This is a genomic window from Exiguobacterium sp. H66 (genome assembly GCF_018618705.1).
In the GTDB taxonomy this organism is placed as follows: domain Bacteria; phylum Bacillota; class Bacilli; order Exiguobacteriales; family Exiguobacteriaceae; genus Exiguobacterium_A; species Exiguobacterium_A oxidotolerans.
Genome location: NZ_JACSMQ010000006.1, coordinates 154454 through 177094, shown reverse-complemented (window position 1 = coordinate 177094; position 22641 = coordinate 154454). Strand labels below are relative to the sequence as shown.

19 protein-coding genes are annotated in these 22641 nt (G+C 45.2%); 11 read left to right on the top strand and 8 right to left on the bottom strand.

Features of this window, described 5'->3' with window-relative positions:
* Position 1: 1 nt before the first annotated feature.
* The 3 genes from KNP88_RS11450 (at position 2) to KNP88_RS11440 (ending at position 6100) form a co-directional block, all read left to right on the top strand.
* On the top strand, positions 2-1894 hold the full coding sequence (locus KNP88_RS11450; protein ID WP_214893840.1) for an ABC-F family ATP-binding cassette domain-containing protein: 1893 nt from the start codon (positions 2-4) through the stop codon (positions 1892-1894).
* Positions 1895-2455: 561 nt separating this feature from the next.
* Positions 2456-4297 carry a GGDEF domain-containing protein gene (locus tag KNP88_RS11445; RefSeq protein ID WP_214893839.1) on the top strand — a complete coding sequence of 614 codons (1842 nt, stop codon included), beginning with the start codon at positions 2456-2458 and terminating at the stop codon, positions 4295-4297.
* 12 nt (positions 4298-4309) lie between these two features.
* Positions 4310-6100 carry a diguanylate cyclase domain-containing protein gene (locus tag KNP88_RS11440; RefSeq protein WP_214893838.1) on the top strand — a complete coding sequence of 597 codons (1791 nt, stop codon included), beginning with the start codon at positions 4310-4312 and terminating at the stop codon, positions 6098-6100.
* Positions 6101-6157: 57 nt separating this feature from the next.
* Here the strand turns inward: KNP88_RS11440 and KNP88_RS11435 are convergent, their stop codons facing one another.
* The 3 genes from KNP88_RS11435 to KNP88_RS11425 are packed head-to-tail and all read right to left on the bottom strand — an operon-like array spanning position 6158 to position 8431.
* Positions 6158-6802: a hypothetical protein gene (locus KNP88_RS11435; RefSeq protein ID WP_088836398.1), complete on the bottom strand. Its 645-nt coding sequence runs from the start codon at positions 6800-6802 to the stop codon at positions 6158-6160.
* On the bottom strand, positions 6799-7971 hold the full coding sequence (locus KNP88_RS11430; RefSeq protein ID WP_214893836.1) for a DEAD/DEAH box helicase: 1173 nt from the start codon (positions 7969-7971) through the stop codon (positions 6799-6801). The genes KNP88_RS11435 and KNP88_RS11430 overlap by 4 nt, the downstream gene beginning before the upstream one ends.
* 28 nt (positions 7972-7999) lie before the next feature.
* Positions 8000-8431, bottom strand: a complete 432-nt coding sequence (locus KNP88_RS11425) for a hypothetical protein (protein ID WP_214893834.1) — start codon at positions 8429-8431, stop codon at positions 8000-8002.
* A gap of 347 nt (positions 8432-8778) precedes the next feature.
* Between KNP88_RS11425 and pflB the strand changes: the two genes are divergently transcribed.
* The 3 genes from pflB to abc-f all read left to right on the top strand — a co-directional run bounded on the left by pflB (position 8779) and on the right by abc-f (position 13721).
* On the top strand, positions 8779-11028 hold the full coding sequence (gene pflB / locus KNP88_RS11420) for a formate C-acetyltransferase (RefSeq protein WP_285801730.1): 2250 nt from the start codon (positions 8779-8781) through the stop codon (positions 11026-11028).
* A gap of 24 nt (positions 11029-11052) precedes the next feature.
* A complete protein-coding gene (pflA, locus tag KNP88_RS11415; protein ID WP_088836394.1) occupies positions 11053-11772 on the top strand; it encodes a pyruvate formate-lyase-activating protein in 720 nt (239 codons plus the stop codon).
* A gap of 272 nt (positions 11773-12044) precedes the next feature.
* The gene (gene abc-f, locus KNP88_RS11410) at positions 12045-13721 is read left to right on the top strand and encodes a ribosomal protection-like ABC-F family protein (RefSeq protein ID WP_214893830.1); all 1677 of its coding nucleotides are present in this window, start codon (positions 12045-12047) and stop codon (positions 13719-13721) included.
* 172 nt (positions 13722-13893) lie between these two features.
* On the opposite strand, the gene rsgA is transcribed toward abc-f, so the two are convergent.
* Positions 13894-14943: a ribosome small subunit-dependent GTPase A gene (gene rsgA, locus KNP88_RS11405; protein WP_214893828.1), complete on the bottom strand. Its 1050-nt coding sequence runs from the start codon at positions 14941-14943 to the stop codon at positions 13894-13896.
* A gap of 269 nt (positions 14944-15212) precedes the next feature.
* On the opposite strand from rsgA, the gene KNP88_RS11400 reads away from it, so the two are divergent.
* From KNP88_RS11400 to KNP88_RS11380, 5 genes are read left to right on the top strand one after another with little or no spacing between them, the layout of a single operon-like run.
* A complete protein-coding gene (locus tag KNP88_RS11400; RefSeq protein ID WP_214893826.1) occupies positions 15213-15593 on the top strand; it encodes a lmo0954 family membrane protein in 381 nt (126 codons plus the stop codon).
* A gap of 30 nt (positions 15594-15623) precedes the next feature.
* A complete protein-coding gene (locus KNP88_RS11395; protein WP_088836391.1) occupies positions 15624-16238 on the top strand; it encodes a hypothetical protein in 615 nt (204 codons plus the stop codon).
* 57 nt (positions 16239-16295) lie between these two features.
* Positions 16296-17015, top strand: a complete 720-nt coding sequence (gene liaF, locus KNP88_RS11390; RefSeq protein WP_029332724.1) for a cell wall-active antibiotics response protein LiaF — start codon at positions 16296-16298, stop codon at positions 17013-17015.
* Positions 17012-18037, top strand: a complete 1026-nt coding sequence (locus KNP88_RS11385; protein WP_034801180.1) for a sensor histidine kinase — start codon at positions 17012-17014, stop codon at positions 18035-18037. The genes liaF and KNP88_RS11385 overlap by 4 nt, the downstream gene beginning before the upstream one ends.
* A complete protein-coding gene (locus KNP88_RS11380; RefSeq protein WP_029332722.1) occupies positions 18034-18663 on the top strand; it encodes a response regulator in 630 nt (209 codons plus the stop codon). Before KNP88_RS11385 ends, KNP88_RS11380 begins: the two co-directional genes overlap by 4 nt.
* 498 nt (positions 18664-19161) lie before the next feature.
* Here KNP88_RS11380 and KNP88_RS11375 read toward each other — a convergent pair whose 3' ends face one another.
* From KNP88_RS11375 to KNP88_RS11360, 4 genes are all read right to left on the bottom strand, one after another.
* On the bottom strand, positions 19162-20853 hold the full coding sequence (locus KNP88_RS11375) for a b(o/a)3-type cytochrome-c oxidase subunit 1 (protein WP_214893824.1): 1692 nt from the start codon (positions 20851-20853) through the stop codon (positions 19162-19164).
* Positions 20854-21324: a cytochrome c oxidase subunit II gene (locus tag KNP88_RS11370; protein WP_088836389.1), complete on the bottom strand. Its 471-nt coding sequence runs from the start codon at positions 21322-21324 to the stop codon at positions 20854-20856.
* A gap of 12 nt (positions 21325-21336) precedes the next feature.
* The gene (locus KNP88_RS11365) at positions 21337-21450 is read right to left on the bottom strand and encodes a cytochrome C oxidase subunit II (protein WP_152638917.1); all 114 of its coding nucleotides are present in this window, start codon (positions 21448-21450) and stop codon (positions 21337-21339) included.
* Positions 21451-21797: 347 nt separating this feature from the next.
* Entirely contained in the window at positions 21798-22505 is a 708-nt protein-coding gene (locus tag KNP88_RS11360) for a Crp/Fnr family transcriptional regulator (protein WP_088836388.1), read from the bottom strand.
* Between the last annotated feature and the right edge of the window lie 136 nt (positions 22506-22641).

The window sequence follows — 22641 nt, the reverse complement described above, 5'->3', positions numbered from 1 at the left end:
CATGCTACTTAAAGTAGATCAATTAAAAAAAGAATTTGCTGATAAAATCGTTTTTGAAGACGTAACATTTTCCGTCACACCCGGAGACCGGATTGGAATTATCGGTGTCAACGGGACAGGAAAATCGACACTGCTCCATATTTTAGCAGGAAAAGAGACAGCTGATTTCGGTGAACTGCATCATCCGAACGATTACCGGATACGTTTACTTTCACAATCGACAGATTATCCGGAAGATCAAACAGTGATGGAAGTGCTCCTCTCCGGAAACACACCGACAATCAATGCTTTACGCCATTATGAAACGGCTCGTTTAGCGCTTGAACAAAATCCGACAAATGAAACGTTACTCAAACGATTTATCGATGCCCAAACGGAAATTGATGCCGCAAATGCCTGGGATACGGAGTCTCGCCTTAAAATGATTTTAACGCGACTTGGCATTACAGATTTAGAAGCAAAAATCGGTTCGTTATCGGGCGGCCAACGGAAGCGTGTCGGCTTGGCAGAAGCTTTGCTCGACGAAGCCGATTTATTACTACTCGATGAGCCAACGAATGAACTCGATGCAGAAACGATTACTTGGCTCGAATCACAAATCAAGGAATACCGTGGAGCGATTCTGTTGATTACCCACGACCGTTATTTCTTGAATCGTGTCACGAATCACATGATGGAAATCGCGAACGGGACGGCCCATTTTTATGTCGGAAACTATGAGTCATTCCTTGAAAAGCGGGCTGAGCGCCGCGAACGGACTGCTTCAATGGAAGAGAAGCGCCAAAACATTTTACGCCGTGAACTCGCTTGGCTACGTCGTGGTGCAAAGGCACGGACGACAAAACAAAAGGCACGGATTCAGCGTGTCGATGCACTCCAAGAACTCTCTTATGAAGAAGAAGAAGCAACACTTGAAGTACAAGTCGGTTCGACACGACTCGGTAAAAAAGTCATCGAAGCAACGGAACTTGGTCATACATTTGGTGAACGAACACTGTTCGAATCATTTAGCTGGTTATTCGGTCGAAAAGAACGTTATGGCATCGTCGGTCGGAACGGGAGCGGGAAATCGACACTGTTGTCGATTTTAGCGAAACAACTTGAACCGACTCAAGGGGAAGTCGTGCACGGGGAAACGGTCAAAGTTGGGTTTTATGGACAGTTCGCCGAGTTCACGCACCCGGAACGTCGTGTCATCGATGAAGTCGAACGGATCGCCCAGGTGATCACGACACTTGATGGTCAAGAAATCACGGCGAGTCAGATGCTCGAGCAGTTCTTATTCAAACCGGAAGCACAGTATAAGCCGATTGGTAAATTATCCGGTGGCGAAAAGCGTCGACTCAAGTTGTTGACGATCTTAATGGATGAACCAAACGTCTTGTTCCTCGATGAGCCGACGAATGATTTAGATACAGAAACGCTGTCGGTTCTTGAAGACTATCTCGAGTCCTTCCCCGGAACGGTTATCACGGTCAGTCATGATCGTTATTTCCTCGACCGTGTCGTCAATCGGTTACTTGCGTTCGAGAATAGTACGATTGTCTCTTATTATGGGCAATATACGGATTACCTGGAACAGCGTGAGGATGAGACACCTGAAGCAGCTATCGTGACTGAGGTAAAAGAAGTGGTAGCTGCTCCAACCGACATCCCGAAAAAATTGTCTTATCAGGAACAACAAGATTGGACAACGATTGAGACACAGATTGAAAACGCGGAAGCTGCGCTTGAGCAACTCGAACAACAGCTCGCTTCGGCAGGTAGCGATATCGGGCAAGTTAATGAACTCTATCAAAAGATTGAGCAAGGAAAATCCCAACTCGATCAACTGATGGACTATTGGTCTTACTTGTCCGAGAAGATAGAGGCATACGAATCTTATAAAAAATAATTTGTCTTTGATTTATCAAAATTAGACGATTCATCCCCCACTTCTAAACGTTCAGGGCGAAGCCCTAGTCTAAGTGGGGGATGAATCGTCTTCGGACAAGGCGTGTCTTCCGACACATCAATTGTCCGACGCGCTTCGTTTGAAAACAATAAAAATCAGGAATAATCAAAATGTCACGTTCTTTGGAAACTGAAGGTATAGGGTTGTGACAGGAAGTTCGTCTGTCACGTAAAATCTTCAACGTCCACCTTGCGGATGACCGAAGTAGCGAAAACTAAGCAGAGTAGGCATCCGCTCAAAAGAAACGGGCAAGATTAACGTTCAACCGTCGGGACGACGGGGTTAGCCTGATCAATTTTCGACCGTTAGGTCGAATAACTCAGGAATCCTCCACCTCTTAGCGAAGCGTAGGTGGAGGTAGTTCAATGTCTGTTTGACCGTATATTTTCCTTTCCGGAAAAATGCGGTCTTTTTTCTTCTGTTCCAAGTACGTTTTTTCCAAATTGAGGGTAATGAATTATATAGTTAAACTGTTACTTTCATTAGACAGGAGGTTTTCTCATGTCAAAAGCGTTCAAACGAATGACAGGAGGAATCGTCATTTATTTGATTATCTCGTATACCATCCTTCTTTTAATTCCAAACTCATTCGTCTTACCCACAGCCGTCTTTTCAAGCTTTGTCGGGTCTTTATTGATTACGAGTGCCGCCATTTTATTTTATAGAAAAACACCTTCACCAGAACTTAAATGGATCCTCATTGCTGTAAGTGCTTATTTCATCGGAGACTTAGGTGGAGTTGTCAGTGGTTACTTTTCGCTCACGTCTGTCAATTTGAACGTCCTACTCGACTTTCCCTATACAATCCATCTCTTGACGATTACCATTTTTTTATTCCGTCTTTTGGATATTGAACATTTCCGTTCACAAAAGCTTTTAATTCTTGATTCATTGACACTTTTTACTGTCGCGATGATTGCTGGATACTTGACGATTTTTAAATATATCCCCGAATACACAAGAACATTTGCGGAGCAGCTCAGCTGGGATATCTATTCATTCTTGACCATTCTCCTGACTCTTTTCTTTTTCTTACTCTATGCTTCCGGTTTAAAGAGACCGGTCTCGTTGTTCGCTTTTAGTTTTTTGATGGGTGGAACGTTTTTGTTAGGTATGATCAACTTTTTATTTTACAGCTTTTTATTGAACGATTTTACTTTTTACGCGATGCTTTTATTACCGCTCTATCCGTTGAGTAGCTACTTTTTCATTAGTTTCCTAGTAACTCGTCATTTACCGATTATCGCTAAACAACAATTATTGTTACTTCGGATTGAACAAATTCTTCGTCCTTCTTTTTCATACATCTTACTATTACTGTTAATTACCTATGTCACGTTTTCACCTGTCACGACACGCTTCTACTTCATCACAATCGCGACCACTTTTTTACTGTTCTTAACGCGGCAACTTTTTTCTTATCGCGAAAATGTACGCCTTTTACGAGAAACGACTTCGCTACAAGAAAATTTGGAAACCATCGTTTCACAGAAAACGGAGTTACTTCGGTTACGCGAACAAGAATTCAAGGCACTGTTTCTCTCCTATCCGCAAATGGTACTTGAAGTAAATCAAGCGAGTCACATTCTATCCGGAAATCCTGCAGCCATTCGAGAAGGATGGATGGAGAAGTCATTGAAAGACGAACAGGTCCGTCTTTTCAAACAAGTAATGGAGGCGCTACATGCCAATAAAGGGGTCCCTTCCTTATCAAAAACGTTTTATATCCCCCATGACGAAGAGGACCTCATCTACACGATGACGTCGATTTGTATAGCCGATCAAGAACGTGTCTTTATCATTTTATCCGACGTCACAGAAGATGTTCGCCAAGAACAATGGTTGGAGAAATTAGGAAATCATGACGCTTTGACCCGTTTACCGAATCGGCGCTTTTTTGAAGAACAATTGCAAACTCTCCTCCCTACCATACGACATGGATCGTTATTGTTTGTTGATTTAGATGGTTTTAAAGCTATCAATGATACGTACGGGCATGATGCTGGAGATTTATTACTTCAAGAAACCGCAGGCCGGCTACAACAACTAATTCAAGGAGAGGAGCTTGTCGCCCGTTTAGGAGGAGACGAATTCATTTTATTCACCGTTCGAGACGAAGATGAGACGACTGCATTTGCGAGTAAGTTGCTCGCATCACTCAATGAGCCGTTTTATATTAAAGATCAAACGATGTCTGTCACACCGTCCATCGGTATTTCGCTTTATCCGAGTGATGGAAAAAGTTCGAATGTCCTTTTGATCCGCGCAGACGAAGCCATGTATCACATTAAAAATACGAACAAAAATAATTTTCAGTTCGCCGCTCAACTAAAACGCAACTAGGAGGAAACGCATATGCAACGATCCCCCTACTTCATCAGATGGTTCCCTTCTCTACTAATCATCTCTTTGATTTTAATTCTCTATTCATACACGCAAGGCTCATTCATGAACCACCTTGTCGAACAAATTCTAGAGTACTTGTCGTTTCTTTTAATCGGACTTTTCATCCTCATCGCCTATAAAAAAGAACGGTCACTCGTCGTGCCTAGGCGAAAATTTTGGATCATCGCCTTCATCTCACTTATCTTCTCGCTAGCTGCTTCGATTTTTGAAACCATTAACTTGTTCAGTAATACGCTGTCTTTTCCGAACAGTTATAGCTTAATTTGTTTCTCCATTTCGCACTATATATTTTTAATCGGACTTTTTTACCGGATTGCTTCGCAAAAGAGTTTTTCACAACATCTGCTTGCATTCGTGGATGCTCTAATCATCGTCTTTTTTTTAGGACTTGCTGCTTTTCATACATTAAGCGAACTGGCCGACCCGACAGCTAGTACGTTCCCGTACGATATGATCGTCGTCCTCAACACTTCACTCGGATTGTTTGTTCTCTTCTACTTCTTTTTTGTTCAAGAAACACACTGGGTTTCCCGAACGACGTTATCTCTACTATTTTTATCACTGTTCATTCGTGGTATGTATGAAGTATCTGCTGTATACTTTCCGGATTTCACGGAACAATATTTAGTCTTTTCTCCTGTATTGATTCGCCTTGCTCAAAGTGCGGCAATCTTATGGCACCTTGATCACATCACTGAAGGTAAACAAGCGTCTCCTGTCGTTCAGAGAACTTGGCTGCCTTTACTCGCAATTCCACTATTTTTACATTATGTCATCGAACTCGAAGGTAAAAAAATTGATGTGTTCATCATCTTATTGTTACTAATCATTCGACAAATCATCATCGCTCGGCAACATACGTTGCTTGTGCAGAAATTAAACGAGCGAAACGAACAGTTAGCCGAACGCATCGAACACCGGATCCGGCAAATCAAAGAAAGTGAGCAACAAGTCCTGCCACTGTTTTCAAGTCATCCTGATCCAATCATCCGCTTTGATCAAAACGAAACAGCGACGTATGCCAATCTTGCGGCTCAAGCAACGTTTAAGCTTTCTGCCTTGTCAATCGAAGTACCCACTCACTCAGTCTTACATCTTCAGTCTTCCTTACAGCTTGATTCCAAGCGTTATCTCGATGAATCCGACCGCCAATATGAATTAACAAAAATCCCCATCCACATCGCTTCAAAATCGACCGGTCATTTCTTAGTCTTACACGACGTAACAGAACAAAAGGAGCGGCAGCAACGGATTGAATACCACGCGTTTCATGATGTTTTAACTGGTATCGGTAACCGTCGTTCGCTCGAACGGACATTCTTATCGATTGACCAGTCCGTAAACTATCTGGCGTTACTTGATTTAGACGGTTTTAAATTAGTCAACGATACGTATGGGCACGAAGCTGGTGATTATGTCTTAATCGAAGTTGCTCGTAGAATAAGTCTAGACCTCGAACGCGAAGAGTCAGTTTACCGGCTGGGTGGTGATGAGTTCACCTTGCTAACTTCAGCGAAAGATGAACTTTCACTCCGACGTCGCTGTAAACATTTCTTACAATTATTGCGTCGCCCTTATGTTTATAAAGGGCAAACGTTACATGTCTCGGCCAGCATCGGAGTCGCTCCATTTTTCGAAAACGATGATTTAGAAAGTTGGCTGAAACATGCTGATCTCGCCATGTATCGCATCAAAAACCGCGAAAAAAACGATATTGCGCTGTACCATCAAGATTTTTAAACGAACAAACGCCCATTCACCCTAGCTTAGGATTGAATGGACGTTTGTTTTTTGCTGCTATGCTTCAGGTCGTGGTGTAATGTTTCCCTCTTCGATATCGAGTAATAAGTCAATCAACTCCGCACAAAATTCAGGATACTGACGCAATAGTGCGTCGTCACCGACTTCATCGACAAAATCAGCTAAAAGAACACGCACTTCAGGTACAAGTGCTCGTGCAACCTTCATATAGGCGATTGCGAATCGCCATTTGCCTGAAATGTAGAGAAGTTTGCCGACTAACAGATCGCCAACCGCAACGTCAATCTCTGTCAAATCGGTCTGATACGTTTGTTCCGACATGATGTCGAAGACGCCGTCTTCTTTTACAAGGAAAAGCGACGGAACAGGATCGGCCAGTCCTCTTAAGGCACGATACAGACTTTGAGACATGTCTTCTTTGACTTGTTCTAAAAAACGACCATGCGGTGTTTTCCCTTGTTCATCGGTCTCATAAAAAATGGCCCAATCGACGAACAAGTCTCGGAATAACTCAGCATCTTTTAAATACCAACGTCCTTCCGTCGCGATTTCTTCGATAAATGCGACCCAATCGGTGCTTCGAGCAGTGGCTGCTTCTTGATATAAAGTTTTGAGCGCTGTGTTCATCTCTGCTTCGGATACAGTCGTCGGAAACGGGATAATCTTTCGCTCACTTTTCATCGTGTTGGTCCTTTCCGGTGTGGTTTCGCCGGACTTTTAAGTGCTTCGGGTTCCGTGACTTCACGTTTTGGAATCAATTCCCCGCCATAAATCTCCATTGGTTCAATTTCCACACCCATTTGTTTCGCTAATGTTTTCAGGTGTTTTAAATCATGATCCGTGACGAGCGCAAGGACCATACCGGACGCGTTCCCACGCCCTGTTCGACCTGAGCGGTGGACAAAATCATCAAGGGATTCCGGTAAATCATAATGCACGACATGCGTGACGGCATCAATGTCCAGACCGCGTGCAGCAAGCCCTGTCGTGACGAGTAACGGAAACTCTCCCCGTTTATATGAACGTAACGTCTCCATTCGTTCTCTTTTCCCTTTTTCGGCATCTAAAATCCGGTATTTCAGCGAAAACTTGCTTAATTCACCGTTTAACGGACCGAGGAAAGAACGGTTGTTTATAAACGTCAACACTTTGACCTGTTGCATATTAGACAGGCGACGTAACATTTCCGGTTTCAGACGACGGGATGTTTCGATGTAACCGAACTTGACTTGCGTCGTCTCCGTCCGTTCAACTCGGATGACTTCTGGATCATTCGAAAGTGTCCGTCCCCATTCTGCTGTCCGTTCAGGTAATGTTGCTGATACGAGTGCTAACTGGCGGTCACGAAGCGCACTGTTCGCGATGCGCGTCGCTGATGCACTCATTCCACTTTCGTAGATTTGATCAGCCTCATCTAAAACAATCAATTTTACTTTATGCATCTTCAACTTTTTTGAATCAATCAACTCAACTAAGCGTCCTGGTGTCCCGACAATGATTTGTGGTTTTTTCTTGAGACGCTCATATTGACGTTTTAACTCAACGCCACCGATGAAAGCACCTGACTTAATCCCACTTCCTTGGGCAAATAATTGGATGACTTGATGAATTTGCATGACCAATTCTCGTGTCGGTGCCGTAATCGCGACTTGAACGTGTGGTTCATTCGGATCGATGCGCTCGAGGGCTGGAATGACATAAGCGAGCGTTTTCCCAGTTCCTGTCGGCGCTTCGACTAAGACATCTTTACCCTCACGGATTAGAGGAATGGCTTGTTCTTGAACGGGCATCATTTGTTCAAAGCGTGCTCGTTCCCACGCTTCATTAATAAAAGGTTTAGTAAAATTCATAACGTATCTTCTCCTACTCTCTTGTCTATCATTCTGTTACATATTCGAAACGATCATCGGTTTCAGTTTTAATACCGCGTAACGTCTGTGTATATTCATTTCCAGAATCGATTAACCGAATATGAAAAACGATTTCTGTCTCATTTTGTTGATCTGTACTTAACACTTCGAAACCTTGCGCCATTCGATCTTGCAGCTCAACAGCAAGTGTTTCAAAACCAGCAAGTACAGGATAAGTTGCTCTGACATCGATTGGGCGTCGAACTAATCGTGCGAGGTACTTTTCGTCGTAACCGATAAAGTCCTCGAAATCAAAATCATCTTCAAACCGGAGCCAAAACCCGTCGTCTTCAAACTCGGTGATCATCCCGATCCGTTCTGTTCCTTCAGTTGATACTTTTAGGGAAACCCAGTCCCCTGTTCGATAGTCTGCTTGCTCTTTTAATGGCGAAAACTCCATTCACTCCACCTCCACGTTCTATATTCCCTTTTTCATTGTCAACGATACGTCCTAAAAATACAAGGTAGCGCCGCGTGACTTTTATCACACTAGCTTCTGTCTCTATCCATTCCACTACAAATTAATGATACAGCTACAGAAAAATCCTTTCACAGCAGTCTTTTTCTGTTTTTGGAACAAGGGACACTGACTGATACAATTTACTGTGAAGTAAGTCATAGCAACACTTTTACATTTGTTAAAAGATTCACATATACGTAAAACCTCTATCCCGAATTGTTTGTTACACTATTCACATAAGAGATGTATCAAGAACCGCTGACCTTACTAATGAAGGAGTGTTGATGATGTTACTTGAAAAAACACAAGCATGGCAACGATTCGAAGGTGGAGAATGGATGGAAAAGATTGATGTCGCTGATTTCATCCGGCGCAATCGCTCAGAATACACAGGAGACGATCAGTTCCTCGCCGGTCCGACCGATGCAACCAACACGTTATGGCAACAAATCATGCAGTTAACAGAAGAAGAACGGGTCCGTGGTGGTGTCTATGCCGTTGATGCCTCGACTCCATCTTCAATTCTTTCGCACGGTCCAGGTTACCTCAATCCTGAACTCGAAAAAATCGTTGGTCTACAGACCGATGAACCATTCAAACGTTCGATTCATCCGAACGGTGGTATCCGAATGGTCAATGATGCCTTAGAAGCGTATGGTTTTAAATCAGATGACACTGTTACACAGATTTTTAGCGAGTACCGTAAAACGCATAATCAAGGGGTTTTCGATGCGTATACGCCCGAAATGCGTGCTGCCCGTAAAGCCGGTATCATCACTGGACTTCCTGATGCTTACGGTCGCGGACGGATCATCGGTGATTACCGTCGCGTCGCCCTTTATGGAACAGCTCACCTCATTGCTGCAAGAAAAGCGGATTTGAAAGCACACGGTGGATTTTTATCAGAAGCGATGATTCGTGATCGCGAGGAGATGAACGAACAACTCCGCGCCCTTCATGAACTGACAGAACTCGGTAAACGTTACACATGTGACTTATCACGACCAGCTGAAACGGCCCAAGAAGCATTCCAGTGGGTCTATCTTGCTTATCTCGCAGCAATCAAAGAACAAAACGGAGCAGCGATGTCGCTCGGTCGCGTTTCGACCTTCCTTGATATTTATATCGAACGTGACTTGCAAACGGGTCGATTGACAGAAGAGAGCGCGCAAGAACTTGTCGACCACTTTGTGATGAAACTTCGAATCGTCAAGTTTCTTCGGACACCCGATTACAACGAACTCTTTTCCGGTGACCCGACGTGGGTAACAGAATCAATCGGCGGCATGAGTGAAGACGGTCGCTCGAACGTCACAAAAAGTTCGTTCCGCTTCTTGCAGACACTCGTCAACCTCGGTCCGGCACCTGAACCGAACTTAACCGTTTTATGGTCACCAAAACTTCCACGTGGTTTCAAAGAATTTTGTGCGAAGATGTCCATCCTGTCTAGTTCGATCCAATATGAAAATGATGACTTGATGCTTCCGATTTATGGTGATGATTACGGGATTGCTTGTTGTGTCTCAGCAATGAAAATCGGTAAACAAATGCAATTCTTCGGCGCCCGGGCGAACTTAGCAAAAGCCTTACTCTACACGTTGAACGGTGGCGTCGACGAAAAACTCAAAATTCAAGTCGCCCCTCCTTCCGACTTGATTTTAGATGACGTGCTCGATTATGAAACCGTCATGGCCGCCTATGATAAACAATTGGATTGGTTAGCTGAGCTCTATGTCAATACACTGAATGTCATTCACTTCATGCATGATAAATATAGTTATGAGCGCATTGAAATGGCACTCCACGATCCTGAAATTTTACGGACGATGGCTTGTGGGATTGCCGGATTATCCGTTGTCGCCGATAGTCTGTCAGCGATTCGTTATGCTAAAGTCACACCAATCCGAGATACGGATGGCATTACAGTCGACTTTAAAATCGAAGGCGATTTCCCGAAATTCGGAAATAACGATGATCGTGTCGATCAAATGGCCGTCGATCTCGTCGAACTCTTTATGGAAAAAATCCGGAAACATCCAACGTATCGTGATGCTTTACCAACCCAATCTGTTCTGACGATCACGTCAAACGTCGTGTACGGTAAAAAAACCGGGAATACACCCGATGGTCGTCGAGCTGGCGAACCGTTCGCACCGGGAGCAAATCCAATGCACGGACGTGACACACGTGGTGCAGTCGCTGCGTTGACTTCTGTCGGCAAATTACCTTATGAGCATGCCTTAGATGGTATTTCCTACACGTTCTCAATCGTTCCGAAAGCACTCGGAAAAGATGAAACAACACGTATCAACAATACAGTCGGTCTACTTGACGGCTATATGGGCGGTACGACTACCCGTGGTCATCACTTAAACGTCAACGTGTTCGACCGCGCCACTTTACTCGATGCGATGGAGCATCCTGAACTTTATCCACAGTTGACGATTCGTGTATCGGGTTATGCCGTCAACTTCATTAAGTTGACACGCGAACAACAAATCGATGTCATCAACCGTACATTCCACGGTGCACTTTAACTTTTCTGAAAGGACTTGATCACTATGACTTACGGGACGGTTCACTCTGTCGAATCTTGTGGGACTGTCGATGGTCCCGGTATTCGTTTCATCGTCTTTACGCAAGGCTGCCCACTACGCTGCCAATATTGCCACAATGCGGACACCTGGGAATTCGGTTGTGGTCGAAAAGTAACACCGGAAGAAATCATCAAAGAAGCGAACAGCTATCGTTCCTTCTTTGACGCAACGGGTGGAGGGGTGACCTTCTCCGGTGGCGAACCGTTGGCTCAACCCGAGTTTTTAGAAGCCTCGCTGCGTGAAGCAAAACGAAACGGCTTGCATACCGTCATCGATACAGCAGGTTCGGTCGTCCCGAAAAACCTGGATCAAATCCTAGACTATACAGATCTCGTCTTACTCGATATCAAGCACATCGATGATGCGACGTGCCGAATTTTGACCGGGCGAAGTAACATCAATACACTAGCCTTCGCAAAATTGCTCGCAGAACGAAACATTCCCGTCTGGATTCGCCATGTCCTTGTCCCCGGCGTGACGATGACGGAAACGTTTTTACGGCAAACAGGTGAATTCATTCGAACACTCGGAAATGTCGAACGGGTTGAAGTCCTCCCCTATCACCAATTAGGTGTCTATAAATGGGAGGCACTCGGGCTCGAATATGCGCTAAAAGATGTCTTACCGCCTACCGCGGAGGAAACGTTTGCCGCGCAAGATTTACTCAACTCGTACTTGTCATGATTGATGTGACTTGATAGACTGAACACATAGTCTATGAAACGGAGGTACAATACCGAAATGAAGCAATCACTCGCTAACGTCTAATGATGAATGAACTCATCACTTTCGCAATCGCTTGCGGATGACTGACGCTACGAGTCTGCTCAATTTCGATATTTCCCTATTTCAGGTGGATACCTTCTTTGAATTGCACTCCCGCACACCATCCGTACGCTCAGGATGGTGTGTTTTCATTTCATCTCAACCGAAATGAAACAAAGGGAGCTGAGCTTATGCCAACTGAAGTATTATCCATCCATGATTTACAAATCGATTTTGCCGGGCAGTGTCTTTTCCACGATGTAACGTTCTCCATCCGCGACGGCGAACACGTCGCCTTGGTCGGACCGAACGGCGTTGGAAAAACGACGCTCTTGCGCGCCATCCTAAAAGAAATCATCCCGACGACCGGGACAATCCATCGCACGTATGACCGGATCGGGCTCTTAGCCCAACAAATCGAACCCTCGACAAGTGTAGCAATTCAAATCGTCGAACAGGCGGATGTAACCCGTTACGACTTACGTGAACGTGCCTTAACCACTGAAGCCGTGGCCGACTACCAGGCTGCCGTTGACGCAGATGCCTTCACGCTCGAAGCCGATGCGAGACGTGTCCTGAAAGAAGTTCAACTCGAGCAATCTCTTTGGTTTCAGCCTTTGAACACACTGAGCGGCGGCGAACAGACCCGGATTCAACTTGCATGTCTACTGTTGAAGAAACCGGACTTCATCCTGCTTGATGAACCGACCAACCATTTAGATGAAGACACACTCGAGTGGCTCGTCGCGTGGACGCGTCAAACGAAGACGACGATGCTCTATGTTTCACATGAGCGTGCCTTTATCGATGCGACGGCTGACGCCGTCATTGAATTGACTGAAGCAGGAGCGGCACGTTACGAAGGAAACTATGAGATTTACCGTACGTTAAAGGAACAAGAACGGACTGCACAGTGGCATCAATATGAGAAGCAAGAACGAACACGAAAAGAACTCACCCGGATGATTGGTCAATATCAAAATTGGCATCAAAAAGCGACGGCTAGTGCAAGTGAACGAGATCCGTACGCGAAAAAAAAGGCTGCAAAACATGCGACAAAAGTCAAAGCAAAAGAAAACCAGCTCGAACGCCTACTGGAACACCGGGTCAAAAAACCGGAAACGCCGTCCCACTTCCATGTCAGATTCGAAGCAGAACATTTTTTAGCGAAACGTCTCGTTTCAGTCGATGCTCTCTCATTCGACTATCCGCATCGCCGGCTCTTTCAGGATGTGTCGTTCTCCATCCAGCGTGGCGATCGAATCGCGTTGATTGGTCGAAACGGTTCTGGGAAAACGACGTTATTACGTCTTTTACTTGGAGAATTGGTGCCATCTGCCGGTATCATCAAACGGCACCCGACTTTAAAAGTCGGTTACTTTTCTCAAGTTCTATCCACTTTACCGAATACCGGCACACTACTTGATGCCTTGCTTGAGACGAGCGAGATTTCGGAAACAGATGCCCGGACACTACTCGCGTGCTTTTTATTTCGGCGGGAGACCGTCTATAAACCAATCGCTGAAGCGAGTATGGGCGAGAAATGCCGGATTGCCTTTTTACGCCTTTATTTTTCCGGCGCGCATTTACTCATCCTCGACGAACCGACGAATTACCTTGATCTTGCGACACGGGAACAAATCGAAGCGGCACTCGAAGTTTTTCCCGGTGAGTTGCTGTTTGTTTCCCATGACCGTTATTTTACCGATCGTTTATCAAACCGAACGATTTCCTTGACCGGTGACTTCACAGTCCATCCTGTCGGAACAAAGGCTTTACGGGAACAACGTGCTTCTGATTCGGATGGAATCCGGGCTGACTTACGGCGTTTGAATGAACTGACCGGTGAAATCGACTTTGATGTGTAATTGACGGAAGTCACATCACGAACTGATTTTTAGCACGATGATAAAAGCATGCTAACTTAAAAAGAAATACGGTACTTTTCCATGCGCCTCCCACATGCGTATCTAATTACCGCGAACGAAAAAAACGCTGATGATTCCCTGTAAAGAAGGGGAACATCGGCGTTTCGTTTACTTATCTTTTTTGATACTTTAATTTTGTATGTGCCTGCGCGTTTTTCTGAATCTTCTTCCACTTTTCTTTTTCGGCAGCTTGTAGCGCTACACTTTGCTTCCGTTCAGCATAGGCAATTTCCCGTTGCAGCTTCAGATAACTTTCCCAGCGTTCGTGCGGAAGACTTCCATCTTCCAATGCTTGGCGGACTCGACACCCGGGTTCATTGCCATGTTGGCAATCCCGGAAACGACAGTTTTCAGCGAGCGACTCGACATCAGAAAAAGTCGAAGTCAGACCGTCACTTCCGTCCCATAGTCCCAGTTCACGCATACCCGGTGTGTCGACGAGCAACAGACCGTTCGCTAATCGTTTGAGTTCACGGTGCGTCGTCGTATGCCGTCCGCGTTGATCGTCTTCTCGCACGCCACCTGTTTCCATCAACTGTTCCTCTGCTAACGCATTAACGAGTGTCGATTTCCCGACACCGGATGAACCGACAAGGACAATCGTCTCACATGGTTCGAGAACATCTCGAAGACTTTTCAACCCGTCACCGTTCAACGAATCAATCGCAAAATAAGGTGTCCCGAAGGCAATCCCTTCAATCTCAGTCAACTCTGACTCGACGGATTCCATCAGACTTCGTTTCGTCAAAACAATGATTGGCTTGACGCCAGCTTCCCAGGCGACCGTTAAATAACGTTCCAGTCGCCGGACATTAAAATCGTGACCGAATGCCATGACGAGCAAAGCTACGTCAACATTCGCACAAATGATTTGTTCTTCGACTTCCGTACCCGCTGCTTTTCTTGAGAATTGTGAGGTCCGCGGAAGAACTTGCTCAATCCGTCCTAATCCCGCTTCTCGCTCTGTCTGGATGATCCAATCCCCTACTGCGGGAAGATTTGCTTTCGTCAATGCCTCAAAGCGCATCTTTCCAGATAATTCACTAAGCGTCTCGCCAGCAGCCGTCATGACACGATACTGTTTTTGAAAGACTGCAGTGATCCGTCCTAAATTTTCATGTTCTCCTGCCTCATGTGCAGGTGGTTTACCCCATTCGTTCAAATGGTTTCCTCCTCTAATTTAAGGGAGGGAAACCCCTCCCTGTTCTCCAGTACGTGTTTGATTTACGTTGATTTGCACATTCATAAACCTCACTCCTCTCCAGTAACTTCCTCCGTATTTTATCATATGCAGCCACTTCAAAACCGTTGGGCGATAAAGTCAGACCTTACTACTCCGCCTCAAGGCCGAGACGAATACGGTCCGAGGGGCGTCGTCGTTTTTCTCACCATCCCTTATCATAAAGATATCAAGTAAAAGGAGGCTTCATCATGAAGCAATCAAAAGGCAAACAGGCTTTGATGATACTTGCTGGTATCGCTCTTCTCGCAGTCGTCATCGGGACACTCCCACATATGATTGGACTCGGGCTCGGTGGACTGCTTGCATTTTACGCCATCAGTAAGTTTGTCCGTTCAACAAAAGTCATCGCAAAAATCGGTTTTGGTTTACTCGCAGCAGTCGGAATCGGCTTAGCCCTTTCAAACATTTGGGCGGTATTCGGTATCGCGGCAGCACTTGCCCTCTACATCGGTTACATGCGGATGAAGATGGAACGTGTGAACCCAAACGATTTATTTTCTCGCCGTCGTCGGTCAAACGCGTCTCATTTTGAAGCAGATTGGAAAGACATCGATCAAAAACGCTTTTAATCGCTACTTATACTCAAGGAGGAATTCACGATGAAGAACGTATTCGACCAACTCAATGATTTTGCTAACCAAATGATGACGGAAGTCAAAAAGGCAGCCGAGCAAGGTGAAGTCCCGGCTAAAAAATTAGTCCGTCATATCCGGATTACCGAATCTGATTTAAAAGAAATCGACCGGCTACTCGAACGTCAACGGTCACTCCTGAGCGAACTCACACAAAAACAAGATGAAGCAAAAGAACTAGCTGATAAGCGGTTTGCCCAAGTCGAAATTGCTAAACAAGCTGAAGAGCAGGAACTTGCAGAACGCGCCGCTATCGAATCCAAACATTACGGTGAACAGTTCCGTTTCTTCGAAGAGTTGATTGTTGAAACGAAACGGGAATTGACGCAACTTGAACGGGAAGCACTCGAGTTGAAACTTAAACTCGAAGACTTGCAAAATAAACGCTATGAGTGGATGATGCGGGAAAACGTTTCTAATTTAAAATCAAAGATGAACCAGGTGCTAGAACGCGAACCAAATGCTACTATTAAACAAGAAGAACATCCGTTTACGGCAGCAGAACCGGATGTCGCAGAACAAACACCAGAAGACGACATCGATTCACGTATTGCGGAACTCGAACGTCGCTTCCAAAAATAAGTATTTTGACGAAGGAGGCCCTTGCCTCCCTTTGTCATGTCAGGGAGGAGATTGATCGTGCGACGATTAAGTACAAAACAATTAGTCGGCTACGTGTCGATCCTATTCGCGCTCGGATTATTTTATGATTTGATGACTGGAGCCGGAAACGTCTTATTTGGAATCTTATTCCCATTCTTGTTGTATTATGTCGGGATTCATTTTCGGCGTCGCGGTCATGAAAAACTGGCCATCCTGTTTTATATCGTCGGTACGATTATCTTAGCTGGAGTCGTCTTGAGCTCGGCAGCTGTCGGATTCGTCATCGCCGGAATTTTGCTATATCTCGGAATTATCCTTGTCACCCGACACTCCGTCCGCGAATTTTTCTTTTCGAAGATTTCACCACGTCTTTATGAAGAAGAAGGCATTACGATCCAACCTGCTTACTCGTTTTCGACGCAGTCTGAAACACCTTACGTGTTAAAAGACTTGAGTGAACAGTTCATCGTCAAAGATTTAGAAATCGATTTAACGCATGCCTATGTCCCAGAAGGTGAAACACTCATCGTCATCAGTGGTGTCGTCGGAGATGTGCGTATTTTATTACCTTCAGGATATGACTATACGCTTGATACGTCGATTGGTTTTGGAAGCGTCAAAACAGATGTCCGCCGGATCCCGACATTTTTTAACCGTCGCATTCAGTTTCGGGCACCACAATATGAAGAAGCGACTCGAAAAGTCCGCATTCACGTCATGCTTGGCATCGGTAACGTGGAGGTGACCTCGATATGAAACGTGATCACTTCCCGCTCGGTGTCATCGCGCTCCAAGTATTGACCGGATTTCTGACAGCCGTCGTGACGACTGGTTTGTTTTTAAGTACACGCCAAGTCGATTGGCATGTACTTTTCGTCCGTCAACAAGATTTACCTGTCTTATTGCTTGTCGTCGGATTATCCCTGTTACTTCCGCTCGCAATCGGCAGCATCCACTACTTCTTTTTACGTCGTGACTTCAAACGTGTCACAACTGCCATCATCGAACTCGAGCAAGGAAAAGAAGTCACGATTGTCAACGGACCTTACTTCCACACACTGACCCGCCTCTCACGAATTGGGAAACGAATCGATGAACAGGTCGAGACGGTTCAAAAAATCAGTACACGTCCGCAACACGTCGAACAAGTTCGTGTCCAAGCCATCACGGAAGAACGGAAACGGCTCGCACGTGATCTCCATGACTCCGTCTCCCAACAACTTTATGCCATTTCGATGATGACGACGGCTGCCAAACAAACGATTTTGACACAACCGGAAACGGCAGCGAAACAAATTGACTTAGTCGAGACGATGGCACAGACGGCGCAATCAGAAATGCGTTCTTTATTGCTCCAACTACGTCCCGTTGAACTCGAAGGGATGACGTTGCAACAAGGACTAACCCAACTGCTCGAAGAACTATCAAGGAAACAATCGACGCAATTGAGCTGGAAACTCGAACCGATTGAATTACCGCGTCCGATTGAAAATGAATTATTCCGCATCGTTCAAGAAGGCTTAACGAATGCTTTACGCCACGCGAAAGCATCGCACATGAATATCGAATTGCGTCAATTCAATGAGACGATCATCTTGAGTATGAATGACGACGGTGTCGGCTTTATCGTCGACGAGAAAAAACTCGCCTCGTACGGGATTAACTCGATGCGCGAACGTACGGCTGAAATCGGTGGGACGATTCGCCTCGTCAGTGTGCCCGGTCAAGGAACGCAGATTGAAGTCAAACTTAGAAAAGAACGGATGGTGCAAGTATGATACGCGTATTATTAGTCGATGACCATGAAATGGTTCGCGCTGGAGTCTCTGCCTTTTTATCGACCCAACCTGATATTGAAGTGGTCGCAGAAGCTGCTGACGGACAAATCGGAGCGAAACTTGCTCTTGAACATCGCCCTGATGTGATTTTGATGGACTTAGTCATGGAGCCGGTCGATGGTGTCGAAGGAACACGTCTGATTCGCGCCGAGTGGCCGGAAGCTAAAATTTTAGTCGTCACAAGTTTCTTAGATGATGAGAAAGTTTATCCCGTCATTGAAGCCGGTGCGATGAGTTACGTCCTAAAAACGGCAAGCGCGTTTGATATTGCGGAAGCAATTCGCAAGACAGCGAGCGGACAATCTGTCATGGCAGCTCAAGTGACAGGTAAGATGATGGAACGCCTGCGCAAACCTGCTAGTCAACTCCACGACGATTTAACGGAGCGTGAACAAGAAGTCTTACAGTTAATGGCGCGCGGTATGGCCAATCAAGAGATTGCAGACGAACTGTTCATCTCCCTAAAAACGGTCAAAACGCATGTATCAAACATTTTATCGAAACTCGATGTCGTCGATCGGACGCAAGCCGTCGTCTATGCCTTTAAGCACCACATCGTGAAGTAATCTTTTACTTAGTTTTTGCACTCGTCTACGCATCCATTCATTAAAAAAAGGGTCAGCTTATCAAAGCTGGCCCTTCAGACTGTAAACAACGTGCGATTGGGAGATCAAGCGTCATGTTTCGTTGCTTTCCTCGGGCGAGGCGCAAGCCGTTGCCCCTTGGATCCTAGCGGACAACGAGCAGGGTCTTGCCTGCCTCTGAAAGTGCGTTAAAAACGCACTTTCAGAGGCAGGAGTCAACGAAAAGTGACGCTTTTCAAGTAATACCGTGAGGGAAAGCCGGCCATGTAGACAATTTAGAGCGCAATCCGTCTCGAATCGCTTTTAAAGCGAAAAGCAATCGGTCGCGACCCTGCAGCTTTGCTGTAGCGGCGTGACCGGTTGCCGCTTTGAAGACGAGGCGAGACAGGAAAGCACGAACGGATTGCTTCTCAATATAGCATTTTCACCCTTCAGCGTGTATAAAAAGTGCTAGTAAGCTATCAGCACTTTTCGATAGGGCTACCAGAGTTTCCAACCTGGAGCTCCAGGAGGCGCATTATCAATCATGTGCCAAATCGGTACTGTGTAAGCAAACGCAATCAAAGCAAACGTCACGAAAATCCAAAGTTTCCAGTTCTCAAAGAAGAGTGGTGTCTTCATCGCTGCTTCCTCTGTTTCCGCGACAGGAAATTCAGTACTTCCTTTCGGTGTCCGGAAGGCCAGTTGGAACATCGCAAACAAGAATAAGAGGATTGAAATAAAGAGGATCGTACCACCGATTGCCATCGCAACGTGATAGGGAATCCAATCTGCGACGAGCGAATCTTTGAAATATGCCGCAGGACCCGTCCGTCTTGGATTACCGAGCAAGCCTGAAATATGCATCGCAGTCGACATAAAGAGCATACCAATCGTCCACGTCGCCGTCTGGATGAGACCAATTGTATTAATCCGTTTTGTTAAGGTCCGTCCTCGTAATAATGGAACAAGCCAATAGGCCGTTCCAAAGAACGTCAACGCGACTGCAGCCCCGACTGTGATATGGAAGTGACCTGTCACCCATAAAGTGTTATGCACGACGATATTCAATTGGTGGGAAGCATTGACGACACCACCGGCTCCAGCCGGGATGAAGAACAACATGCCGACGAACGGTGCAAGAAAACGGACATCCCGGTACGGCATTTTCTTGATCCACCCAAATAGTCCGGTCGCACCTTGACGACGACCTGCTAGTTCGAATGTCGCAAACATCGAGAATGCTGTCATCAATGAAGGAATGATGACAAGGAACGTCAAGACGACTTGGATGTACTTCCAAAATGCTGAAATACCGGGTTCGAGCAACTGATGGTGAAAACCAACAGGGAACGAGAACAATAAGAACAGTAAAAATGACATCCGTGCTAAAGCATCTGAAAAAATCTTACCCCCGACAATCTTTGGAATGACCGTATACCAAACGATATACGCTGGCAATAACCAAAAATAGACGAGCGGATGACCAAAATACCAAAATAATGTCCGGGATAATTCGATCCCGACCTTATCCGTCCAACCGAGTGACAACGGCAAGAGTTGAAAGAGGATCGTTGCTGCGACACCTAGCGTGGCGATGACCCACAACAAAGCGGTCATGATACTCATGTAGGCTTGGAGCGGTGGATGGACACCCTTATGTTCTCGTTTGTAATCCGCGTACATCCGGAACATTGCGGCAGAAGAAACCCATGTTCCCACAACAAAGATCACGAGTCCGATATAAAAAACAGGGTGTGCCTTCAGCGGTGCATAAAATGTGTAGAGAACGGATGCTTCACCTGCTAACACCATCCATGTGACAAGGAGGACACCGACAATCATCAACCAGAATCCAACCCAGCCCAAGCGTCTCGGAAACTCTTCAAAACGCCCGAACGACTGTCCTAAAAATGAAAATAAAAGTCCAAATATGAATAATGTCGTAAAGACAATCGCAAGCATTAGTCCGTGAGCCGTCAGCAATTCATAATAACCGACGCCAGCAATTTCTGGAATAACTCCAGTACGGACGAGTGTCTGTAGTAGACCACATAGTCCACCAATCAGTAACGCCACAAGTGAAAAACTGACGTAGGCAAATCCGAGTTTTGCTTCTTTTAATCCAATCTCTCCTGCGGGGATTCCCCGCTCCATCTCAAACTCCATTAATTTTTTCGAAATCGCATTCATTTATTCCACCACCTTAATCTTAGTCGACATCATGTGATGCGCCGATCCACAATATTCGTTACAGACAATTAAATATTCGCCAGCTTCTTTGAATGTGTACTCGATTGAATTGATATGTCCGGGAACGACCATCATATTGACGTTCGTCTTGACGATTTCAAATCCATGGACGACATCTTTAGACGTCACTAGAAAATCGACGGTCGCGCCTTTTTTGATAATCATGTCTTGCGGTGTGAACTGGAAAGCTTGTGAGACCATGACGGCCTCATATTTATTGTCGTCAATTTTTTTTAGACCCGGTTTATCAAATGGCTTCGTCTGATCGACTTGCGTCGGGTCAATCAATGTTGCATCCGACGGTGGTTGATTATCAGAAGCGAATGCTGATACGCCAATGATGATTAAAAAGACTGCCAACATGATACAACCGAATACTAACCATATTTTTTCTAAACGATGAATATGCACCCTGATTCCCCCTTATCTTGAAGTGAATAATAAAAAGATTGATCCCCACATTCCGATGATGACTCCGGCAACGATAAATACAGCGATAAACGTTCCCTTCAGTTCTGTATCTGATTTCTGACGCATGATCAGTAGCTCCCTTCCGTCGTTGAATCGGTGACTTAACCTACCTTTATTTTAGAAAAAGACACCCTTCGTAATATGTGATAAACGTCACACCAATTGTGACGATTTCGCGCTTTTCTTTTATAAAACACACATAAAGTTCACAACTTGTTACGTACTGAACATATTTTGAATTGCTACTGTTATGCGACACAAAAAAGGACCGCATTCAAAAAGAATGTGATCCTAGACTGTTGATAAGTTCTTCTAAAGTTTAACGTGTTGCGGTTCCATCAAAAGGATGATGTTGGAGCGACTTTCAAGTCAGCTCCAACGTATGGCTCCGTAAGCTACCGCTCAAGTTAAGTTTAAATCCGGCAGACACCGACAGGACACCCTTCACAGTGGCAAAGATCGCGTAAATAGTTCGCATCATGAACGATGATTTTAGTCGTCGTCATCGAAATGACATTGTCTTTTTTCCACTGCGAAAACATCCGGTTGACCGTTTCACGTGGTGCCCCGATCAACTGACCGAGTTCAGTATCCGACGGTCGCTTCGAAATCACGTAATCGTCATCGACTTTTTTTCCGTCCATCGCGATCAGTCGTAAGAGTGTCGAAGCGAGTGCCCCTTGTTTCCCGAACAATAAGAGGTCACGTAACTTCGTTTCCGTTTGTTTTCGCATCAAGGCTTGCCAGCGCATGATATCTAATGCGAATGTTCCATCTTTTTTCATCAAATCTTCGAGTGTCGCTTTCGAGATGAAGCCAATGACACTGTCCTCCATCGTTTCGACACTATAGGAGCTTGGAAATGCTTCTCCGACATCGAATTCACCAAATAAGTCACCTTTGAAATATAAGAACATCATTAGCGGGCTACCTTTTTTCGTGAGCTTTGATAGTTTTACACCACCTTGTTTCACATAAAAAAGTTTATCGTTCATTTCCCCTTCCCAACAGACGATTGAGTCTTTTTTAAAAGATACCTCAGTCATGAACTCTTCAAGTAATTCACGTGTCTCACTCGACAACACGAACGTATTAGCTTCTGTCGTCCCACAAGTAAGCATCTCGCATTCTCCTTTCCGTAGCTTCTGCCTTCAGTATAGAACATCACAAGGGAAAATAGCGTTTTTTCAAAAGATTGTCAAACTTTGTTCACTATTTCACAAATTAAATAAACAAAAAAAGCCAAAGTAGACCGAT